This is a genomic window from Christiangramia sediminicola, assembly GCF_031344135.1.
Classification (GTDB): domain Bacteria; phylum Bacteroidota; class Bacteroidia; order Flavobacteriales; family Flavobacteriaceae; genus Christiangramia; species Christiangramia sediminicola.
Genome location: NZ_JAVJIU010000005.1, coordinates 8,591 through 31,283, shown reverse-complemented (window position 1 = coordinate 31,283; position 22,693 = coordinate 8,591). Strand labels below are relative to the sequence as shown.

The 22,693-nt window shown below is 38.0% G+C and carries 20 protein-coding genes and 3 tRNA genes; 3 read left to right on the top strand and 20 right to left on the bottom strand.

Annotated elements, in window-relative coordinates:
- The 9 genes from RE431_RS13800 to porV all read right to left on the bottom strand — a co-directional run bounded on the left by RE431_RS13800 (nucleotide 1) and on the right by porV (nucleotide 9,376).
- Complete coding sequence (locus tag RE431_RS13800; protein WP_309562574.1) at nucleotides 1-1,434, bottom strand: DUF389 domain-containing protein; 1,434 nt, start codon at nucleotides 1,432-1,434, stop codon at nucleotides 1-3.
- 2 nt (nucleotides 1,435-1,436) lie between these two features.
- Nucleotides 1,437-2,528, bottom strand: coding sequence for a mannose-1-phosphate guanylyltransferase (locus RE431_RS13795; protein WP_309562573.1), 1,092 nt, complete (start codon nucleotides 2,526-2,528; stop codon nucleotides 1,437-1,439).
- Between the two features lie 4 nt (nucleotides 2,529-2,532).
- Nucleotides 2,533-3,132: a SprT-like domain-containing protein gene (locus tag RE431_RS13790; protein ID WP_309562572.1), complete on the bottom strand. Its 600-nt coding sequence runs from the start codon at nucleotides 3,130-3,132 to the stop codon at nucleotides 2,533-2,535.
- 3 nt (nucleotides 3,133-3,135) lie between these two features.
- Entirely contained in the window at nucleotides 3,136-3,819 is a 684-nt protein-coding gene (locus RE431_RS13785; RefSeq protein ID WP_309562571.1) for an SDR family NAD(P)-dependent oxidoreductase, read from the bottom strand.
- Nucleotides 3,819-4,802: a M20/M25/M40 family metallo-hydrolase gene (locus RE431_RS13780; RefSeq protein ID WP_309562570.1), complete on the bottom strand. Its 984-nt coding sequence runs from the start codon at nucleotides 4,800-4,802 to the stop codon at nucleotides 3,819-3,821. The genes RE431_RS13785 and RE431_RS13780 overlap by 1 nt, the downstream gene beginning before the upstream one ends.
- Nucleotides 4,803-4,865: 63 nt before the next feature.
- On the bottom strand, nucleotides 4,866-6,545 hold the full coding sequence (locus RE431_RS13775; protein WP_309562569.1) for a pyruvate dehydrogenase complex dihydrolipoamide acetyltransferase: 1,680 nt from the start codon (nucleotides 6,543-6,545) through the stop codon (nucleotides 4,866-4,868).
- A 3-nt stretch (nucleotides 6,546-6,548) separates the two neighbouring features.
- On the bottom strand, nucleotides 6,549-7,550 hold the full coding sequence (gene pdhA, locus RE431_RS13770; protein ID WP_309562568.1) for a pyruvate dehydrogenase (acetyl-transferring) E1 component subunit alpha: 1,002 nt from the start codon (nucleotides 7,548-7,550) through the stop codon (nucleotides 6,549-6,551).
- 108 nt (nucleotides 7,551-7,658) lie between these two features.
- Nucleotides 7,659-8,141, bottom strand: coding sequence for a cytidine deaminase (gene cdd, locus RE431_RS13765; protein ID WP_309562567.1), 483 nt, complete (start codon nucleotides 8,139-8,141; stop codon nucleotides 7,659-7,661).
- 80 nt (nucleotides 8,142-8,221) lie between these two features.
- Entirely contained in the window at nucleotides 8,222-9,376 is a 1,155-nt protein-coding gene (porV, locus tag RE431_RS13760) for a type IX secretion system outer membrane channel protein PorV (RefSeq protein WP_309562566.1), read from the bottom strand.
- Nucleotides 9,377-9,795: 419 nt separating this feature from the next.
- Between porV and gldJ the strand changes: the two genes are divergently transcribed.
- Both gldJ and RE431_RS13750 read left to right on the top strand, forming a co-directional pair.
- Nucleotides 9,796-11,490 (top strand): gliding motility lipoprotein GldJ, encoded by a 1,695-nt coding sequence (gldJ, locus tag RE431_RS13755; protein WP_309562565.1) that lies wholly within the window; start codon nucleotides 9,796-9,798, stop codon nucleotides 11,488-11,490.
- Between the two features lie 67 nt (nucleotides 11,491-11,557).
- The gene (locus RE431_RS13750) at nucleotides 11,558-12,850 is read left to right on the top strand and encodes a UDP-N-acetylmuramoyl-tripeptide--D-alanyl-D-alanine ligase (RefSeq protein WP_309562564.1); all 1,293 of its coding nucleotides are present in this window, start codon (nucleotides 11,558-11,560) and stop codon (nucleotides 12,848-12,850) included.
- Here the strand turns inward: RE431_RS13750 and RE431_RS13745 are convergent, their stop codons facing one another.
- The 10 genes from RE431_RS13745 to RE431_RS13700 all read right to left on the bottom strand — a co-directional run bounded on the left by RE431_RS13745 (nucleotide 12,851) and on the right by RE431_RS13700 (nucleotide 19,661).
- Entirely contained in the window at nucleotides 12,851-13,306 is a 456-nt protein-coding gene (locus RE431_RS13745) for a nuclear transport factor 2 family protein (RefSeq protein ID WP_309562563.1), read from the bottom strand.
- 81 nt (nucleotides 13,307-13,387) lie between these two features.
- Nucleotides 13,388-13,462: transfer RNA gene (locus tag RE431_RS13740), tRNA-Val, on the bottom strand.
- A gap of 123 nt (nucleotides 13,463-13,585) precedes the next feature.
- Nucleotides 13,586-13,660, bottom strand: a tRNA-Val gene (locus RE431_RS13735).
- A gap of 122 nt (nucleotides 13,661-13,782) precedes the next feature.
- Nucleotides 13,783-13,857, bottom strand: a tRNA-Val gene (locus tag RE431_RS13730).
- Between the two features lie 194 nt (nucleotides 13,858-14,051).
- Complete coding sequence (locus RE431_RS13725; protein WP_309562562.1) at nucleotides 14,052-15,272, bottom strand: bifunctional folylpolyglutamate synthase/dihydrofolate synthase; 1,221 nt, start codon at nucleotides 15,270-15,272, stop codon at nucleotides 14,052-14,054.
- Entirely contained in the window at nucleotides 15,273-16,097 is an 825-nt protein-coding gene (locus tag RE431_RS13720) for an energy transducer TonB (RefSeq protein ID WP_309562561.1), read from the bottom strand.
- A gap of 1 nt (nucleotide 16,098) precedes the next feature.
- The gene (locus RE431_RS13715) at nucleotides 16,099-16,491 is read right to left on the bottom strand and encodes an ExbD/TolR family protein (protein WP_011710754.1); all 393 of its coding nucleotides are present in this window, start codon (nucleotides 16,489-16,491) and stop codon (nucleotides 16,099-16,101) included.
- 1 nt (nucleotide 16,492) lies between these two features.
- Complete coding sequence (locus tag RE431_RS13710) at nucleotides 16,493-17,194, bottom strand: MotA/TolQ/ExbB proton channel family protein (protein ID WP_309562560.1); 702 nt, start codon at nucleotides 17,192-17,194, stop codon at nucleotides 16,493-16,495.
- Nucleotides 17,195-17,307: 113 nt separating this feature from the next.
- On the bottom strand, nucleotides 17,308-18,534 hold the full coding sequence (locus tag RE431_RS13705) for a Glu/Leu/Phe/Val dehydrogenase dimerization domain-containing protein (protein ID WP_309562559.1): 1,227 nt from the start codon (nucleotides 18,532-18,534) through the stop codon (nucleotides 17,308-17,310).
- Nucleotides 18,535-18,599: 65 nt separating this feature from the next.
- A complete protein-coding gene (locus tag RE431_RS13700; protein ID WP_309562558.1) occupies nucleotides 18,600-19,661 on the bottom strand; it encodes an anhydro-N-acetylmuramic acid kinase in 1,062 nt (353 codons plus the stop codon).
- Between the two features lie 92 nt (nucleotides 19,662-19,753).
- Between RE431_RS13700 and RE431_RS13695 the strand changes: the two genes are divergently transcribed.
- Entirely contained in the window at nucleotides 19,754-20,896 is a 1,143-nt protein-coding gene (locus RE431_RS13695; protein WP_309562557.1) for an acyl-CoA dehydrogenase, read from the top strand.
- Nucleotides 20,897-20,963: 67 nt separating this feature from the next.
- Here RE431_RS13695 and RE431_RS13690 read toward each other — a convergent pair.
- On the bottom strand, nucleotides 20,964-22,693 hold a 1,730-nt coding region (locus RE431_RS13690; RefSeq protein ID WP_309562556.1), incomplete at its 5' end, for a T9SS type A sorting domain-containing protein.

Sequence of the window (22,693 nt, the reverse complement as noted above, 5' to 3'; positions counted from 1 at the left end):
CTACCTAACGTTTTTTATCGCGAGCGTATCAAGATCTAATCTTACTCGCATCCAGTTCGCAAATTTCTCCTGCTGCGAGGTCAATTCACTATTCCTGATCTTATCATTCCAGATCACAGTAAAAGTTGGAATGGTATCAGTCTTTTGAAAGTTGGTTGTTATAAGATTTGAATAGCCAATTTCTTCAATACCCTCATAATTGATCTTCGCTTCCTTACTCAAGTTAGCGAAAGAAAAATTATCGCCACGATATTTGGATAATTCTGTTTCCAGTAATTCAATTCGTCTATCCTTATTCTGTAAAGCTTCCTGGTTTTTCACATACAGATCTTCCAGAATACCACTTCTTACTTCAGTAGATAATTGATTCAAATCCTGACTTTGATCATTCCCCTGGTGTACGACTAATTCGGCTTCCTTTAAAGCCTCGATATCACCAAGGCTCTCTTGCCAGGTTGAAATTGTAGCCATTGGAATTGTATTACCAATCATATAAACGTCTATTCTCTTCTCTTTATAATCACTGGTAGATTTTAACGTTTCAGCCCCAGTGTATCTCACAGTGTTTTCGATAAACTCTACTGATTTACTTTCAAAAACCTGCTGTCTTAGCAATTTTACAAATAAGATCACACTTGGGATCATTACAATGATTGCCACAGTTGAGGCAATTTGAGCAATACGCTTTCTCCTTTTACTATTGGCATATTTCACCAATGGAAAGCCTAAAAGTTTTGAAACCACAAAAGTGGAAAGAGCAATAAAAACAGCGTTGATCGAAAATAAATAGAGAGCACCAAGAGAAAATTCCCATCGTGCATTCGCAATACCATAACCTACAGTACATAATGGCGGCATAAGAGCAGTGGCGATGGCAACCCCCAGGATCACACTGGCAATTGTTCCCTTTTTAGTTTTTGCTACAATAAGGGCAAGCCCACCAAATATCGCAACTAAAACATCAAGAATTGTTGGATAAGTTCTGGCGACTAGTTCAGGAGTTTCATTTTTAACAGGCGAAATAAAAAAGTAAATAGTAGCAGTTAACACGCTAAGTCCTACCATTATTCCCAGGTTTACGAAAGATCGCTTAAGGGTATCAACATCATTAATAGCTACAGCCATCCCAATTCCAACAATAGGTCCCATAAGAGGAGAAATAAGCATGGCACCAATAACAACAGCCGTACTACTCACATTAAGCCCGATAGAAGCTACGAAAATGGAAAATATAAGGATCCACGCATTATGCCCCTTGAATGAGATATCTTTTTGAACTGCTTCAACGGTAGATTCTCTATCGGTATCTTCGCGAATGTCTAGAAGTCGGCTAAGAAAGTTCCTCGCCTTTTTTTGTATCTCCTTTGCATCTTCCCGAAGATTTTCTTTCCCGGAATTTTTTAAGCTATGTTGCTTATTTTCTGAATTTTCCATTTTTATCCTAGATCTTCTCCAAAATCCTTCATCACCTTCTCCCGTAATTGTTTTATTTCCTGTTCTTCAGATTTGGGAACGATCATAAGAATATCCTTATCTTCCACTACGATATAATCTGAAAGTCCCTTTAAAACTACAATCTTTTTATCAATTGTAGACACGATATTATTTTCTGAATCTTCCGAGAGCAACCTGCAGTTAATAGCCGTATTTTCTTCATCATCTGAAGGTAATTCTGTCTTCACCGATGACCAGGTTCCAAGATCACTCCAGTCAAAGCTCACCGGGATCACATAAACAGAATCTGACTTTTCCATGATTCCGTAGTCAATGGAAATATTAGCGGCTAGTTTATAGTTCTCTTCAAGGAATTGTTTTTCATCCTTGGTATTCCAAATAGATTCTCCTTTATTCAAAACCTTATAGGAATCTGGCAGGTGTTCTTTGAAATTCTCGATAATGAATTTTGCACTCCATATAAAGATTCCTGCATTCCAGGCATAATTACCGGCCTCAATAAACTGCTCGGCTTTTTTCTTTCCAGGCTTTTCGGTGAATGCGTCAACCTTTTTCAGGTCCTCCTTATTCTCCTTATCATATTTTATATAACCATAACCAGTATTTGGCTCCGTTGGTTCAATTCCTAAAGTCACTAACCTATCTTCATTCTCAACACTATCAAAAGCTTGCTGAAGCGCACTTATGAATTCATCTTCTTCCTTGATCCAGTGATCACTTGGCGCAACCACGGTCAATGCTTTTGGATTCTTCTTATAGATCTTTAAAGCTCCAAGCAGAATACTTGGCGCTGTATTTCTCATTTCCGGTTCAGGAACTATTTGATCTTCCTTTATCTGAGGAACCTGCTCCTTGACCATATCTACATATCTCGCGTTGGTAAGCACGTAAATATTTTCCGAAGGAATAATCTTAGACAAACGCTTGAAAGTTGTTTGAAACAAGGTTTCGCCTGCTCCAAGAATATCTATGAATTGCTTGGGATTTGACGCTTTGCTTGCTGGCCAGAATCTTGATCCAACTCCACCAGCCATCAAAATAGCGTAATAATTATCTTTCTTACTCCCCGTCATAATATTAAACCTTGATTAAATGCACTTCTGCATTTGGTTGAAATAAATAAATTTTTCCTGTATCCATTTCCAGGCATTCATATCTTTTCACTTTCCTGGGACCTTTTTTAAAAGTTTTACCGTTATGGATCTTGAATATACTTCCCGATGGAATTTCAAAAATATAGCTTTTATCATTTTCCGGATCAAAACTTTTTAACGCAACAGATAAAGCTGCATCTGTGTCACTACTAGCTTTCGGATTTCTAAAATGATTGGCGATTACCGGAAGCAATGCGTTTGGAAAGATCTCAGGTCTTATAAATGGTAACATCAGGCTTCTAAAACAATGCTTCCATTCATTGCCGTGAGGTTTGATCTCCCTGCCATATTTTTCAAATGCGATTAAATGTGCAATTTCATGAACACTCGTTATCAAAAACCTGTATTTATTTAGGTTTGCATTAATAGTAATTTGCTGTGTTCCGTTTGGCCTTCTTCTGTAATCTCCATGCCTTGTTACTCTTTCATTAACGATCTTTAAATGAACACTATTCATTTTGATGAGTTCTGAAACAGGTTCTACCGCATTTGCCGGCAAATATTTAGCAAGGATTTCCTTCATGAATTATGGTGTACTGTTAGACACCTGCATTATTTTACCATTATAGAATTTCTGTCCGTTCAGACTAAAATCTGCGATGTAGGCCGCCATATCTTCAGCTGTCACCGGCGCTTTATATCCCGGGAATGCTTCTTCCAACATTTCGGTTTGTACAGCACCAAGAGCAAGCGCATTAAAAGATGGCCCGTTTTCCTTATACTCTTCAGCAAGCAGCTCTGTTAGAGTTAAAAGAGCTCCTTTGCTTGAACTGTATGCAGCTAGTCCCGGAAACTTCATGCTTCCCTGAATTCCACCCATACTGCTAATATTTAGGACATGCGATGTATCTTCCATAAATGGAAGCAATTTTCTGGTCACCTCAGCAACACCAAAAACGTTAACCTGGTAAACTTTTAAAAAATCCTCGTAACCTGAATCTTTAAATGGCTTATTCAAAAGTGCACCAGCATTATTAATAAGAACATCTACCTTAGAATCCCAGTTTTCAGAAATATAATTGACAGCCTCATTAAGACTATCATCACTTGTTATATCAAAAGAGAACGTGTGAACGTTCTCTAATTTTAATTCCTTTACAGGCTTTTCATTCCTTGAAAGTGCCAGAATCTGATGACCCATTTTAGAAAGGGTTTTCACCAGTTCAAAACCAATTCCACGACTAGTTCCCGTAATTACAATTCTCTTCATTAATCTTTCATTTTTATTTCTTTCTCAGCCGTATTTGCCATTTTAGACAATCCAGGTATCAGGTCTTCAATTAAGGAAGCCATGAAATCCGGATCCAAAAACTGAGATTCATCATCTACATGGTGATAATATGGATAATTAGAAAAATCGAAAGTACTTACTGTTTGAGAAGGCACATTGAACTCCTGGAAAAAAGGATAATTATCGCTTCTCTGGAAAAGACTCATTTGCTGTGCCTGAGGTAAAAATCCAAGAACTTTATCACCTTCGGAATACGTATTGAACTTTTCAGCAAGGTTTGATTTTTCAAAACCGGTTAAATATGCCTGATAATCCTTAGCCTTCATTGGCACTCCAATCATCTCCAGGTTAAACATCACATAAAGATCAAGACCATCAGCTTTTAATTTTTCAGCTAAATGTTTAGAACCTCTCAATCCCATCTCCTCTCCTGAAAACAGAGCAAAAATGATACTTCTTTTATTATCTGAATTTTTTGAAAAATGTTTTGCCAGATGGATTACTCCTACAGTTCCGGCGGCATTATCATTCGCTCCGTTGGCAATCGTATCGCCCTCAACTTCTTTCGCGGTCCCTATATGATCGTAATGAGCCCCAATAATGATATATTCATTTTTTAATTCCGGATCTGATCCTTCTACTACACCAAGAATATTAAAACCCTGGACATCGTTCACCATGAAGTTATCACGGTAAGTTTCAAAATAAGGCTTCACACCAAATTCCTTGAATTTCTCTTCAATGAATTTCGCAGCATCTTCGATACCTTCAGTACCTGTTTTTCTACCCATCAATTCATCTGAAGAAAGATAGGTAAGGTCCTCGCGAACTTCTTCTTTTGATACAACTATTTTAACTGATTCCGATTCAGTAGTACTAGAGTTCTGACCGGAACAAGCAAGAACGGAAAACATCACTAGGAGCATTCCGTTGATTCTATTGAATATTTTAATTTTTCTCATACCGCTAAAGATAAAAAAATCCCGCGATTAGGCGGGATTCTTAAAATTTATTACAATCTGAAATTAAGCCAGCATCGTTACTGGATTTTCAAGATATGTTTTCAATGTTTGAAGGAAAGCGGCTCCAGTTGCGCCATCTACAGTACGGTGGTCACAAGCGAGGGTCAGTTTCATAGTATTTCCAACTACAATCTCTCCATTTTTAACTACCGGTTTCTCTACGATAGTTCCTACTGAAAGGATCGCTGAATTTGGCTGGTTGATGATACTCGTAAATTCAACAATTCCAAACATTCCAAGGTTTGAAACTGTAAAAGTACTTCCTTCCATTTCAGCAGGCTGTATTTTTTTATTTCTTGCCTTTCCTGCAAGATCTTTCACATTACCGCCAATTTGAGTTAGCGACATCTGATCTGCAAACTTAAGTACCGGCACTACAAGACCTTCATCTACGGCAACCGCAACACCCATATGAATATGCTTGGCGATTTTAGTAGTATCCCCTGTCCACTGGCTATTTACCTGTGGATGTTTTCTTAGAGCCATCGCAGATGCTTTGATCACCATGTCATTGAATGATACCTTCACATCTGGCATTTCGTTGATATGTTTTCTGGAATTCATCGCATTCTCCATATTTACTTCTATAGTTAAATAGTAGTGAGGAGCAGTAAATTTAGATTCCCCAAGACGCTTAGCAATTACTTTACGCATTTGAGAATTCTTGCGATCTTCAAAGCTTTCTTCCCCCGCTGGAACGTAAGGCTGTGCTGCAGCTGTAGTTTGCTCTGCAGACTCCTTCTTAGCTTCTGCTTTAGCAGGTTTGTCAGATTCCTTGAAGTTCTCTATATCTTTCTTTACAATTCTTCCATTCTCACCTGAACCTTTGACATTAGAAAGATCGATGCCTTTATCTTCAGCCATTTTCTTAGCTAAAGGTGAAGCAAAGATTCTTCCTACATCTTTAGTTTCAGATTGAGATTTAGATTCTTTTGAATCTTTCGATTCTTCTTTTTCCTCTTCTTTAGAATCTTCAGATTTAGATTCAGACTTTTTAGCCTTTTTCTTAGCGCCTCCGGAAGTATCGATTTTAGAAACGTCTGTACCTTCAGGACCAATAATAGCTAAAAGGCTATCTACTTTCGCAGACTCACCTTCCTGAATACCGATCTTTAATAAAGTTCCTTCGTAGAATGATTCGAATTCCATAGTCGCTTTATCGGTTTCGATCTCGGCAAGAATATCTCCTTCTTCTACTTTATCACCTTCCTGTTTAAGCCATGCAGCCACGGTTCCTTCTTCCATGGTATCACTTAAACGAGGCATTTTAATGATCTCTACTCCTTCAGGCACATCTGAACCTGAATCGTCATCATCATTTTCTTCGTCAGAATCAGATTCATCATTTGAATCCTTTTCTTCAGATTTATCATCTTTTTTCTCGTCTTTCTTATCTGAAGAGTCATCACTTCCTCCTCCATTGATAAGATCAGAAATATCTTCTCCTTCTTCTCCAATTATGGCAAGTAATTCATCAACCGGCGCACCATCTCCTTCTTTTACTCCAATATGAAGCAAAGTACCTTCATAAAAAGATTCGAATTCCATGGTAGCCTTATCGGTTTCGATCTCGGCAAGAATATCTCCTTCTTCTACTTTATCTCCTTTTTGTTTCAGCCACTTCGCAACGGTACCTTCTTCCATGGTATCGCTCAAGCGTGGCATTTTGATAACTTCTGCCATAATCTAGTCTAATTTATGTGCCAGGAAAGGATAGTTCTCCTGTTCGTAAACAACGTCGTACATGATATTTGTATCTGGGAAATCAGATTCGTCTGCGAATTTCTCACATTCTGAAACTCTTTCCTTCACGCGTTTATCGATCTCTTTTATTTCTTTTTCTGTAGCGTATTTCTTGTCCTTAATAACTTTCTTAACCTTCGTTATAGGATCTAGTTTCTGATATTCAGCTACCTCATCTTTAGTACGATACTTTTGAGCATCACTCATAGAGTGACCTCTGTATCGGTAAGTTTTAAGCTCAAGGAAAGTTGGTCCGTTTCCTTTTCTAGCTCTGGTGATCGCTTCATCAAGTGCTTCTGCAACTTTCACAGGATCCATCGCATCAACCGGTCCACATGGCATTTCATAACCATTACCAAGTTTCCAGATCTCTGTATCTTTAGAAGTACGAGCAACAGAAGTTCCCATTGCGTAACCATTATTCTCAACACAGAAAACAACTGGAAGATTCCAGTTCACTGCCATGTTAAGTGTTTCATGAAGAGATCCCTGTCTTACAGCACCATCTCCCATGAAAGTTAAAGTTACATTATCTCTTTTGTGATACTTATCTGCAAATGCAAGTCCGGCTCCTAGAGGAATCTGTCCTCCAACGATCCCGTGACCTCCATAAAACCTCTGTTCTTTAGCGAAAATGTGCATTGATCCACCAAGTCCCATGGAGGTACCGGTCTTTTTACCATAAAGTTCTGCCATTACCTTTTTAGGATCAACTCCCATCCCGATAGGCTGAACATGGTTCCTGTATGCAGTGATCATTCGATCCTTCTCCAGGTCCATTGCGTGAAGTGCTCCGGCCAAAATAGCCTCCTGCCCATTATATAAATGTAAAAAACCTCTAACTTTCTGTTGAATATAAACCTGCGCAAGCTTATCCTCGAATTTGCGCCAAAACAACATATCCTCGTACCACTTTAAGTATGTGGCTTTTGTAATTTTCTTCATTAAAATTTATATTTAAAGGCCAGACAGATTGGTTTTGCCAAGCGGATAACAAAAATACTATTTTCGATAAGAAACGAAAACAGTTTTCTAGCAAAAATCACGAAAACCTTATAGGCAGGAATTATCGAATACCAAAGGCAGTAAATCCTTTATAGATTCAGCCTTCACAACTTTCCCTGTTTCTCCCATAAAATATAGTTCGATCGCTTCTTCCTGTTTCACTTCATATTCAACTAAAGCCTGCCTACAAGCACCACATGGCGGAACTGGAGAAACTACTTTATGTCTTAAAGATTTAGCTGAAATAGCAATTTTTAGAATTTTTGAATTTGGAAATCTCGCACCTGCAGCATAAACAGCTGTTCTTTCAGCACATAGTCCTGAAGGATAGGAAGCGTTTTCCTGATTGCTACCAACAACAACTTCTTGATTATCTAAAAGAATGGCGGCTCCTACTTTAAAATTTGAATAAGGCGCATAGGCATTATCCCGCACTTCTATAGCCTGATGCATTAAATCCTGAACATCCTGAGGTATTTCTTCTATAGTTTCATAAACTTCTAAACGCGAAGTAATGGTAAGTGGCTTCATATATTATTATTGGAAGAACAAGGTAATAGAAACCGTAAAGGTTTCAAGTAGTAATAAGATAGTTTTAAGATTTCGAGCTTTTAGTTATTATAGTTCTCTCCGAAGTTAAAACTAAGTCCAAATCTAAGAGTTCCTTCTAATGGACTCGGCACAGACGATGTAGAGAATAAATAGGAAGCATCTATAATGATGTTTTCATAAGCGAATCCGGCACCTAAAGAAAAGAATCTTCTAAATCCTTTATCTTCACTTTCATTGAAGTAACCCGCTCTCAAGGCGAATTTCTCTCTATACCAGTATTCTGCTCCTAAAGCAATGGTAAGCTCTTTTAATTCTTCGGAAAAACCATCTGGTGCATCACCAAAAGATTTAAATATTCCTTCTATAGATCCAACAGAATTATACTCCTCGTCATCTTCAGCATCTATATCTCCATCATTATCAAAATCCTGCGGTGTTGGAACCAGTAATTTATTAAACTCTACATAAGTTCCCAAACGATTATCAGCGTCAAAAATAAAATCGAAACCAGCTCCTAATTTAAGGTTGGTTGGAATAAAATTCTCCTGTCCTGCATCATCATATTTCATCTTAGGCCCAATATTCGAAATCGCTGCACCTAATCTCCATCTTCCATCAAAATTGCTAAGGGTTAACTGCTCGCTTTCATAATAAGCAGCGACATCAACTCCAAAAGTAGAAGCAGCACCTAGATCTTCACTATCCTGCAAACCAAGATCAGACCTTAAATATCTACCGGCAACAGCCATAGAAAAAGTTTCACTTAACTTCAAAGAATAAGAAACATCAAATGTAAGTTCGTTAGGACTTACTAATAGAGGAAGGTCTTCAAAACCCTGGCGGGTTTCAATAGAACCTAGACTAAAGTATCTCAAACTAGCGGCAACAGCGCTACGATCATCAAGCTTATGGAAGTAATTCAAACTACCCAGGAATATATCATTTACGATTTCACTTAAATAAGGGGTATAAGAAACCGACACTCCATTTTCTCTACTGGCAAAAGCATATTTTGCCGGGTTCCATTGTTGAGAAAAAACATCGGGTGAAGTTGCAACACCCTGGTCTCCCATTCCGGCTGCACGTGCATCAGCAGCAACCAATAAAAAAGGAACAGCTGTAGTAATTACCCTATCCCTATCATTTTCCTGTGCAAACAATGAAAGATCGGCAAACAAAACCGCCGCGATCAAAAAGAATGTAATTTTTTTCATTATAGTAGTTAATGATAAACAAATATATAGTAATATTCCTGTTAAGAAAGAACCTCTTCAGGAAAAAGCTTTCTTAAGCATTATAAACTCAATAAATCTAAGATAGTGATTACATTAGGGGTTATTGAATATAACTCAAATTAATGGAATTTATTGCACTCTACAGACAAGAGGTCATTAAATTCGATAAAAATTATAATCAGACATAATTTTTCGGTTATTTAGCCGTTTACAATCACTCGTGAGATTTAAATCATAAAAGCCTAATAATAAACCGAATATAAAACGAACTTAGGTTGTAGCATATCAGAGAGTTATGAGAATTTTGACTCTTTTAGAATTAACAAAATAATCTTGTACATTTATCGTTAATTAGTATATTGCAAAGCCTAAATTTCTATCATAAAGAAGGGAATACTATGAAATTGAATGTAGCTTTAAAAGCCGTTATTGCTGTAGTTTGTGGCGTTAGCTTACTAAGCTGTAATAAATCCAACAATTACAAAAATACATCACGCGCTACCGGATGGGATATTAATTCGGACGAAGGCGGATTCCAGTATAATACTGATTATAAAGAGCAGGAAGCTGCTCCGGGATTGGTATTTGTAGAAGGAGGAACTTACACTATGGGACGTGTTCAGGATGACCCGATGCACGATTGGAACAACACCCCAACTCAACAGCACGTACAGTCTTTTTATATGGACGAGACCGAAGTAACCAATAAGATGTATCTAGAATATCTGGACTGGTTAAGAAGAGTTTTCCCTCCAAGCGAAGAGAATTATAAGAATATTTATAACGGTGCACTTCCAGATACTTTAGTTTGGAGAAACCGTTTAGGATACAACGAAACAATGGTTACCAACTACCTGCGTCACCCAGCTTATGCTGAGTATCCGGTAGTAGGAGTTAGCTGGATACAGGCTGTTGAATTCAGTAAATGGAGAACAGACCGTGTAAACGAACACCGTCTAGAAGATGAAGGTTTTATTAAAGAAGGTGCACACCTTACTGATGTAGACGCTTCTTCAACTTTCAATACCGAAACTTATATTCACACTCCAAGCAAGGCTTACGGTGGAAATACCGAAATTAGCCAGGGCGGAGATGAATCTCAAGACAGATTAAGCGAAACTAATGAAGCAGGAAATCCTGTTAAGAAAGTTTACCCAGGACGTGAAAGCGGACTTATCTATCCTGAATATAGACTACCAACCGAAGCTGAGTGGGAATATGCTGCTTTAGGACTTGTTGGAATCAGAAACTATAACACTTACCGTGGTAGAAAGAAATATCCATGGGATGGACAGTATACCAGAAATGGTGATGTTAAGAAAATGGGGGATCAGCTAGCCAACTTTAAACAAGGAGATGGTGATTACGGTGGAATTGCCGGATGGAGTGATGACGGAGCGGATATTACTGCTGAAGTTAAAACTTACGAGCCAAATGACTACGGTCTTTATGATATGGCTGGTAACGTCGCAGAATGGGTTGCAGATGTATACAGACCAATCGTAGATGATGAATTTAACGATTTCAACTATTACCGTGGTAACGTTTATACAAAACATGAAATTACTGAAGACGGAACTGTAAAAGTTGTTGGAACCGATGATATAGTATATGATACTTTAAGTAACGGAAAACTTGTAGCCAGAAACCTTCCAGGTGAGATTGCTCAGGTGCCTGTTACAGAAGAAGACACCTATATGAGAACTAACTTCAACGAGAGTGATCAAAGAGATTACCGAGATGGAGATAAGAGCTCAAGTAGATACTACCAACCTTTCCAGGAAGTTGAAGAAGATCCATCTAAGAGAATGTACAACTCTCCAACTTATGACAATTTCACTTATGCAGACAGTAGCGCTGAAGGTGGAATTACTGAAAGAGGTTACGATAAAGAAAAAAGAACTACTCTTGTTAGTGACGAAGTTAGAGTTTACAAAGGTGGAAGCTGGAGAGACAGAGCTTACTGGTTAGACCCTGCTCAACGTCGCTACTTCCCACAGGATATGGCTACAGACTATATTGGATTTAGAAATGCAATGTCCAGAGTAGGATCAAAATCACTTGACAACAACAAATCGGCTAGAAGCAATTAATTAGCTACTACCATAAAATAAACTTAAAGCCCTAACTTGTTTAGGGCTTTTTTTATAGTTTTATTTTATGAATACAGCTCGACTACACCAACGCTTCCTGCTTTGTGCAGGTGTTGATACAGATACACGTAATATTAGAAAAGACAGTATGTTCTTCGCCTTGAAAGGCGAAAAATTCAATGGCAATCAATTTGCGGAGAGTGCACTGGAAAAAGGAGCACGATATGCTGTAGTAGACGATAAAAAATTCGCGAAAAATAAAGAAAACTATATAGTTGTAAAAAATGTTCTCCAGACCTTACAAAAACTGGCAGAGTTTCATAGGAAATATCTAGACATCCCCATTCTTGCCATTACCGGTAGTAACGGGAAAACCACAACTAAAGAACTGGTAAATTCAGTTCTATCCAGAAGATTTAAAACGATAGCTACCAAAGGCAATTTGAACAACCATATCGGCGTCCCACTTACTTTATTGTCTATGGACGACCAGACAGAATTTGGAATCGTTGAAATGGGCGCCAATCATCCACATGAGATCGAGTTTCTTTGCAGTATTGCAAACCCGGACCATGGATATATCACCAATTTCGGTAAAGCACACCTCGAAGGTTTTGGAAGCCTGGAAGGAGTTGTTAAAGCCAAAACAGAACTATATAAAGACATTCAGGAAAGACATAAATTGATCTTTTTAAACATAGATGACGAAGTTCAGAAAAGACACGAGAACTACAGCCACACTTTTACCTTTGGAGAAGATAAGAATGCTGATGTTTCAGTTAATTACAAGACTGGTCTTCCTAACGCCGAATTAAATTATAATAAAACAGACTTCTCAAGCCAGTTAACCGGTTCGTATAACGCAAAAAATATGGCCGCGGCCTTATGCATCGGGTTATATTTTAAGGTTGATTTCAATGAGATTCAGGAAGCTATAAAAAATTACAGTCCAGATAATAATCGCTCACAAGTAATTGAAGCAGGAAGTAATACCATTATTATGGATGCATATAATGCAAATCCAACCAGCATGCACGCAGCACTGGAAAACTTCAGTCAGCTAAAAACAAGCAAACAGAAAATTGCGATTCTAGGTGATATGTTTGAATTAGGAAGTTCCGCAGCTACAGAACACCAGGTGATCGCTAATTACGTTCAGAATAGCGATTTTACTGAAACCTATTTATTAGGAGACAACTTTAAAAATACAGATACCAGCAGCAACTTCATATTCAAATTCAAGTCTATGGAGAGCCTGAAAGAGCATTTGAATGAGTCAGACTTTCAAAATTGCTATTTCCTTATCAAAGGTTCCAGAGGTATGGCACTAGAAAGAGTTCTGGATTCCATAAAGGCTTAATTACTCGGCAGTCTTTGGCTTACGTGTGGAATGCAGCATATCCATCTTCCAGCCATCTTTCGTTTTAACAGCGGTAGCACTTTCAAGCCAGTTCATTTCTCCAACTTTCTCACCGCTTTTCATAAAAACAGCTTTATTATGATAAGCAATCCATGCTGTACTACCTGAAACCTTAAATTGAGTAAATTCAAACTCATTTAGACGTTCCACTCCTTCCATAGATCCATTGCTAAGCACATTTTTCAACTTATCCATGTCCCAGATCTCTCCGTGCTCCAAAAGAATAAAATCATCTGTAAAGTATTCCGGAATAATTTCCATATTTCGATCTGAAAATACCTCATCAAATGAGAGCTGCACAAGTTCTTTTAATTGCTCTTCATCTGATGCATTCTGACCGAATGAGAAGTGAATAGAAATTAGAAATATCAGTACAGAGAATAATAATTTTTTCATGATCTATTTTTTTGATTAGACTATTAAAGATAGGTATTTAATAAAATTGAAAAACCTCACTATGTGAGGTCTGAAAATTTGTGAGTGATACTGGATTCGAACCAGTGACCCCTACCCTGTCAAGGTAATGCTCTGAACCAACTGAGCTAATCACCCAAGCTTGTCAAATGTATAAATTTGCGCATTATAAAATGCAATGACCTATTATTTATAAAGAGAAAAATTGAAGAAATTTTCGAATAAAAAAAGGCTTCCAGATTGGAAGCCTTTTGAATTCTGTGGGCGCGAAGGGATTCGAACCCCTGACCCCTTGGGTGTAAACCAAGTGCTCTGAACCAACTGAGCTACGCGCCCTTGCGATTGCGGATGCAAATATATCAAAAATCAGAAATACCCGATATATTTATTTAAAGAAATTGAAATTATTTTTAGGGCATAAAAAAAGGCTTCCAAAATTGGAAGCCTTTTAAAATCTGTGGGCGCGAAGGGATTCGAACCCCTGACCCCTTGGGTGTAAACCAAGTGCTCTGAACCAACTGAGCTACGCGCCCTTGCGATTGCGGATGCAAATATAGACCAGATTTTGAATTACACAAAACAATTTGAGCGAAAAATGAAATAATTTTTTATAATTCCAATTATCGATTTCCCAGCAAAAAGTAAGCTGTTAAGCATCAGCATATTGCTGTTTGTAAAAGCTAATTTGCATTCATTTTAAGCCAAACATTGCGAAGATATTCAAGAACTACAATACTTCTGCAACCGTAAAATTACTTCCACCAATAAATATCAGGTCCTCATCCAATGCCTCCTCCTCAGCAGCCAGGAAGGCATCATGAACCGATTCGTAAGCACGTCCATCTAGATCAAATTTAACAGCCTCAGATTGCAATATGGCTGCATCAAGTCCACGAGGGACATTAGGTTTAGAAAAATAATATTTGGCTGTTTTGGGAAATAGCGGCAATACCTTGGAAAGATCTTTATCATTCACAACTCCCAGTACTATGTGTAAATTTTCAAATTTCAACTTTTGAAGTTGCTTGAGCACGATCTTCAGACCTTCAGCGTTGTGTGCAGTATCGCAAATCACTTTTGGTTTCTCTCTAATCACATCCCATCTTCCCTGAAGTCCAGTATGAAGTTTAACGTTATTAAGACCATTAACGATAGATTCTTTAGAAATTTCCCATCCCTGGTCCCGGAGTAACTGTAATGATGTAAGAACTGTCCTGATATTCTTTTTCTGATAATCTCCTTTAAGATCGGTATTGTATTTTTCGAAATTATGATCTTCAGCAAACTCGATCCTGGAATCTTTCTCCTTTGCAGTTTGAATAAATACATCTTTGGTTTCTTTATGCCTTTCACCTATAACCAAAGGAATTTCTTTCTTAATTATACCGGCCTTTTCTCCAGCAATAGCTGTAAGATTGTCTCCAAGGAAAGCTGTATGATCTAAACCGATATTGGTGATTACCGATAATTCTGGAATAATGATATTTGTGGAGTCCAGCCTACCTCCCATTCCAGTTTCAATAATGGCGATATCAACCTTTTCTTTTGCGAAATGATCAAAGGCCATACCTACAGTCATTTCAAAAAAACTCAAATGATTATAGCCAAGAAATGTTTGATTCTCCTCGATAAATGCAATGACATTTTCCTGAGGTATTACTTTTCCGTTAATTCGGATACGTTCTCTGAAATCTTTTAAATGAGGTGAAGTATATAATCCCGTTTTATATCCCGCAGATTGCAAAACTGAAGCGATCATATGGCTCACTGAACCTTTTCCATTGGTTCCAGCCACATGTATGCTCTTAAATTTATTTTCAGGATTCCCTAAGTGTTCTGCAAGCTTTAAGGTATTGGATAAGTCTTTTTTAAATGCCTGTTTCCCTACTCTTTGATACATAGGTAACTGCTGAAACATCCACTCAACAGTTTCGTGATAAGTTTTCACTTATTCGGAAAGTTTAAAATTATAGATAATTGTTCCCACCTGTTTTGATGGCGCATTAGAATCACTATTGAATCTGGTGGCAAGAGCAGCTCTCTTTGCAGGGCCAGTTAAACATGCAGCACTATTGGTAGTTCCCTTCATTCCCGGCTGAGCACTTACAACCTGACCAGACTGGTTCACTACAATCTTTACCACAACGATCCCAGATTCATTACAATCCTGGACAAATTTTTCTTTATTCAGGGCTTTTCTACCACCAAGTCTATAATTACCGTCACCATCAAGTCCGGCTCCCTGACCGTAATATGAACTGGCATTAGGATCTCCATCTGGACTCCCCTTATCTCCAGCTACATTATCGTTTCCTTCGCCGCCCGTCGTCGTTCCAGATCTTTCAGGACCATTTAAAATACTGCTTAAAGCATCGTTAGTAGATTTATCTGGTTTTGGCTCCGGTTTTTTAACCGGTTTTGGATCTTCCTTAGGTGGCTCCGGCTGCTTGGTTTCTACCGGAGTTGGTTTCTTCTTTTTCTTCTCAATTACTGGAGCTTCCTCAATATCCTGAGTTACTACTTCCTTTTCAATAACCGGTTCAGATTTAACAGGCTGTGCAGTTGATTGTTTAGGTGCAGATTTAACCGGTTCTGTTGGTTGCTTATCTCCAGAACCAACTTCAGAAGTTCCAAAATTTATGGCAATTCCACTTTCCGGCGGCGGGTCTAAATAGGTAAGGCCGAAAAATATCAAAAGAAGAATTAGCACTACGTGTATTGCTACCGTAATGGTAAAGGATTTCTTCTCGTGTTTTGTTTCCAGCATCGACATTCTATTCAGGTTTAACCGCTAAAACTATCTTGTAACTATTTCTATTGGCGATATCCATAACATTTACCGCCTTTTCAATTGGCACTCCTTCTTCAGCTCTTAGAATAATGGTTGGATTCTCTTCCCCAGCTAATTTGCTTTTCAGAGTAGATTCCAACGCACTATTACTAATTCTTTCACTATTGATATACACCTGAAGGTCTTTGGTAATACTAACAGAAAGCGTTTGCTTGTTGGTAGTTTTTCCTTTCGCCTTCGGAAGTATAAGATCTAAAGCTTCCGGAGTGATCACCGGTGAGGTTAGCATGAAAAAGATGAGCAGCAGAAAAACTACATCTGTCATCGAACTCATGCTAAACTCCGGACTTATTTTATTTCTTCCTCTTAAATTCATATTAAGCAGGTTCGTTTAAAAGGTCAAGGAAATCTACTGCGGTAGCTTCCATCTGGTGAACCACTTTATCTGTCTTTACAACAAGGTGGTTATAACCTATATAAGCGATAATACCTACTATAAGACCTGCAACCGTAGTAGTCATGGCAGTATAAATACCTTCTGCCAGAGCACCCATTTGAGCCTGCCCACTACTTGTAGCCAGTTCATGGAAAGCAAGCACCATACCAATAACAGTTCCCAGGAAACCGATCATAGGAGCTGCACCGGCGATTGTCGCGAGAATACTTACGTTCTTTTCCAGTTTATAAACCTCTAACCTACCAGCATTCTCGATAGCCGTGTTTATATCTTCCAACGGACTTCCAATTCTGGAAATACCTTTTTCAGTTAACCTTGCAACAGGAGAATCGCTCTGTGCACATCTAATCTTTGCAGATTCGATATTTCCACTTTGAACGCTGTCCTTGATTTGATGCATGAAGTTCTTATCTACTCTACTGGCTGCTTTAACGGCAAACAGTCTTTCAAAATAGATATAAACCGCAGCAAATAATAAAATAAAGAGAATGATAATGATGATCTGACCACCAAGACCTCCGCTAAACATAAGATCGAATAACGATAATGTCTTCTCTTCTACGACTGGTTCTGCTGCCTGAGCAGCATCTACCACCTCGTCCTGCTGAATAAAATTAAGCATATGTATAAATGGGTTTTTTAATGTAACGTGCTAATATGATTTTAATTGTAAACCAAATTTAATTAATCAGCAGTGGGGTTTGACCCGCAGCTTAAAAATGTATAAACAATCTTTTAAACAAGCTGTTTTAGAGCAACTTCAAAAGCTGTCTTACTAATATTGGTTTTACTGCTATTGTTATCAAAAGTATTTTGAATAGCATTTTTGATGGTCATGGAAGTATCATTGAAAATAGCTTCATCTGTCATCTGGACTCTTCTTTCCATGAAATAAGCAAAAACTCTGGCCATACCACAATTTGAAATGAAATCTGGAATTAGACTTACTCTTTCATCAGTATATTCCATAATAGGTCCGAAGAAAATTTCTTTATCTGCAAAAGGAACATTCGCTCCGCAAGAAATAACTTCGAGCTTACGGTCTATAAGATTAGTGATCTGATCTTTTGAAATTAAACGGGATGCAGCACATGGCGCGAAGATCTCAGCATCTAACTTCCATACTTTATCATTGATCTCTTCAAATGGCATTACATCTTTATGTCTTAAAGCATTTCCGTCCTTATCAAGGAACATTTGCTTTATCTCTTCAAAACTGAATCCTTCTTCGTTGATCAATCCACCAGCGCGGTCTATAATTCCAACAATCTTAGCTCCCATTTGAGAAAGATAGTAAGCCGCAGCAGATCCAACATTTCCGAATCCCTGCACAATAGCTCTCTTTCCTTTAATATCACCGCCGTAAATGGTGTAATAATGATGAACAGCTTCAGCAACACCGTAACCGGTGATCATATCTGCAACAGTATATTTTCTGCTCACATCAGGAGAAAAATTAGTGTTCTCTAGAACTTTAATTACTCCCTGTCTAAGCTGACCAATTCTATTGATCTTATCTGATTCTGTCGGCTGAAAGTGTCCACTAAAAACCCCTTCCTGCGGATGCCAGACACCACAATTCTCTGTAATTGGAATTACTTCATTGATCTCATCAACGTTAAGATCTCCTCCTGTACCGTAATAACTTTTAAGCAATGGAGATACAGCTTTGTACCAACGCTCTAAAACTCCTTTTTTACGAGGATCTGCAGGATCAAAGTTAATACCCGATTTTGCACCACCAATTGGAGGGCCAGAAACGGTAAATTTCACCTCCATAGTTTTAGCTAAAGAAAGAACTTCGTTTTGATCTAATCCTTTTCTCATCCTGGTTCCTCCACCGGCAGCTCCACCACGAAGTGAATTGATCACCGTCCAGCCTTCAGCTTCGGTTTCAGAATCTTTCCAGTTAAATACTATTTCGGGCTCTTTATTTTCGTATACTTTGAGTAATTCTTTCATTTTTGAAATATTTTGAAGCAAATATAAAAAACTAAGCAGGCTCAATTCCGAATTTGGCAAAATTTTCAGGGTTCATAAACCCGACCTGAAGAATGGTCCATTTTTGCACCTGTAACAGAGCTTAAAACATTCACTTCCTCCCTCAATTTCAAAACACCAAGAAGAGCAAATATCAAGGCTTCTTTAAAATTGATGAGCTCCTTGTCTGGAATTACAAAATCGCATTTTGATCTAGATCTTATTTCTTGAATCAGATAAGAATTGAAAGTTCCACCTCCGGTAAGAAGAACTTTAGAATCAGGATCATTATCCAGAGAATTTGCAATCTGGGTAGCCGCATGAACCGAAAATGTTTTTAAAATCTCAGGTATATCATCGTAATTTTCAAGTAGCGGAATAATCTCAGAATTTACCCATTCTATTCCCAAAGATTTAGGTGGCTGCTTTGAATAATAACGTAGCGAATTCAATTTTTGAAGCAATTCTTCATTCAACTTTCCCGAATTCGATAATTTTCCATCTTCGTCAAACTCCTTATTCAATTTCCGCATGAAGTAATTAAGCACAGTGTTTACTGGACAAATATCATAAGCGATTCTTTGAGAATCCGTTTCAGTTGAAATATTGGCAAAACCACCCAGGTTAATGCAATATTTATATTCATTGAATAGAAGTCCGTCGCCAATCGGCACCAATGGAGCTCCCTGACCGCCAAGTTTAACATCCTGAACCCTGAAATCACAAACCACCGGAGCTTTAATAAGATTAGTCAGACGCGGCATATTCCCTATCTGAAAAGTAAATCCTTGCTTTGGCCTATGCTTAACCGTATGTCCGTGACTGCAAACGGCATCCAGAAGATCTATATCATATTTCTGAATAAATTGACTTATAACCTTAGACAGATAGGTTGTATATTCTTCATCTAACCTGGTTAATTCCTCTGGTGGCAGGTCTACAGCAGTTTCCAGTCTATTACGCCAATCCTCAGAATATGGAAAAGTTTCAGAAGCAATTATGGAGAAATCTACAGAGTTTTTGAAGCTTATTTCGGTAAAAACCAGGTCAATTCCGTCAAGAGAAGTGCCAGACATCACACCGATCAACCTATAATCCGTTTTTTCCATATTCGTAAAAATACTTAATATCAATTGAAAAATAGGTATCAAAAAGCTATCTTTGGCCTCCAAAAATCAGTTTTTTATAAATTTCTTTTTAAATGGATTTTAAACTTACCGAAGAACATATAATGATACGCGATGCCGCTCGTGATTTTGCGAAAACAGAATTACTTCCAGGGGTTATCGAGAGAGATGAGAAGCAGGAATTTCCGAAGGAACTTATTAAAAAGATGGGTGATCTTGGTTTTCTTGGAATGATGGCATCACCGGAATATGGTGGAGGCGGAATGGATACTATATCTTATGTTCTGGCCATGGAAGAACTTTCAAAAGTTGATGCTTCAGCTTCTGTAATGGTATCTGTAAACAACTCACTAGTATGTTGGGGACTTGATACTTTTGGAAATGAAGAGCAAAAGAAGAAATATCTATCAAAACTTACTACGGGAGAAAAACTTGGAGCTTTTTGTTTATCTGAACCAGAAGCAGGAAGCGACGCAACTTCTCAAAGAACCACTGCAATAGATAAAGGAGATCATTATATTCTTAACGGAACCAAGAACTGGATCACCAACGGAAGTTCTGCAGATTACTATTTAGTGATCGCACAGACAGATAAAGAGAAGAAGCATAAAGGTATTAATGCTTTTATTGTGGAGAAAGACTGGGAAGGTTTTGAAATTGGACCAAAGGAGCAAAAACTAGGAATTAGAGGAAGTGATACGCACTCCTTGAACTTTAATGATGTAAAAGTTCCTAAGGAAAATAGAATTGGAGAAGATGGATTCGGATTCAAATTTGCCATGAAAACACTTTCAGGTGGTAGAATTGGGATCGCTGCGCAGGCATTGGGAATTGCTTCCGGTGCTTATGAACTTGCAAAAGATTACTCTAAGCAGAGAAAAGCATTTGGAACCGAAATCTGCAATCACCAGGCAATTGCTTTTAAATTGGCAGATATGCACACTTCTATTGAGGCGTCAAGACATTTAGTAATGAAAGCTGCATGGGATAAAGACCAGGGACAGAATTATGATCTTTCAGGTGCAATGGCTAAACTTTACGCATCTAAAACTGCAATGGACGTGACTGTAGAAGCAGTACAGGTACATGGTGGTAACGGATATGTAAAGGAATATCATGTAGAAAGACTAATGAGAGATGCCAAAATCACTCAGATCTACGAAGGAACCTCCGAAATTCAGAAGATCGTGATTTCCAGAAGTATTCTTAAGGATTAATTCTTGATATAATTATAAAGTAAAAGAGCAGCCAACTGGCTGCTCTTTCTGTTTTTAAATTATTCTATTATTTTCCTGCTATTATTTTTGCGGAATAAACTTCCCTATCGGTCGTCATTCTCAAAATATAGATCTGATTTGACTTCGTTCTGAAATCTACGCTAAAGCTAGAGATACTATCAGCATTCACGGCCGTATCATAATATGTAGCTAATAATCTACCATTCAAATCAAACACCTGGATGGTAACATCTGAAGTGTAATCAAACAGATAACCAATATTCAATACGTTATAGAATGGTACCGGAGCCACACTAAATAGTGGATCTGATGTTTCAGCTAATGAAGTACTAGCAGTGGACTTTTGTGGTTTTCCACCTCCTGAATCTGGAGAATAGACCATAGTTCCAATTCTTTTATTGAGCGTAATATTAATTGGCTCTGACTCAGCTAACAATCTATCATTATACTCCTCAGTATTTGTTGTACAAACATCTGCGTGAGCGATCACATAGAAACCTTCTACACCTTGAACAGTTATCGGTTCTATCGTTGTGGAATAAGTGTATTCACCACCATCAGAATTAAATGGATATTGGCCGGGCGCAAGGGTATATTCTACATTTTTACCTTTTTGTTTCCACATATATGGCTCCTGACCAACGTAAGTATGCATTCCACCAAGCCAGTAACCTGTTAGCATTTCATAGGAAACTGATACTTCACCATTTTCGTAAACAACTTTTACCTGACCAACCAACGTACCTTTATTGATGTCGCATTGTCCAGCTGCTGCCCATAATTCCATCGTGAACGTATTGTTATTCTCATCAGTAAACTCTGAAATACTTATAAAATTCGTCCATCCCCATCGGTTAGCATCAATTTCTAGATCGTATGATGCATTGGTGTCGTCTGGAGTTTCATTGATAAAGCAATATGATCTATTTGCAGCATCTGTATCACTCCTTTTTGCAAAGGCTGTTTCGCAGGTCATACATTCAGGCTGAATTAACTCCGCCGGAGTTAACCCAGACAGACATCCATCAGAGCTTCTACCAACAACTACATATTCTCCCACCGGAATGTTCGTAATAATTGCTGTTGCATTAGGATATTGGGTGAACTGATTTAGTGGTATATTTTCAATATTACTACTATAAAGGTTATTAAAATCTGCCAATGAAATTACTGCATAACTATATCCTGCAATATGGTTAGTTACCTCGATACTACCGTAATAAGTTGATCCATCATAACTATCACACGTTGGTGGAGTTTCATCCACTACTGGATTTAGTGGTACATCAAATAATTTACCTGTTTTAAATTCATAATCTTTCTCACAAAGGGTAGTTTTATCTCTTATGGTAATAACATAATCAGTTTCCTCTAATAAACCAGTATATGGACCAACATAGTCTGCAAAACTACCTGATTGCCCTTTTACAACTAATCTGAATTCATAGTTAGTTTTATCAACTGGTTCCAAAACAGCTACACCAGGAGAATCTGAAAAACAATCAAGCGTTGGAATATTGAGGGTGGCCGTTGGATTGTCATAAACCTCTGCCGTGGTCACAGCTGTATCACTACAGTTTGCATCGGTATTGTTATAAGTTACTACAACACCTATTTTATCACCATCAGAATGAGCGGCAGTATAAGTAGCTGAAGCTCCATCCTGTAAAGCTGCTCCATCATCTGCTGCATCATACGCACCATCATCATTTACATCTTCAAAGAACAAGTAGTTGTCGCCATCAGATGGTGTTGCCGTAAAGACTGAATCATCGC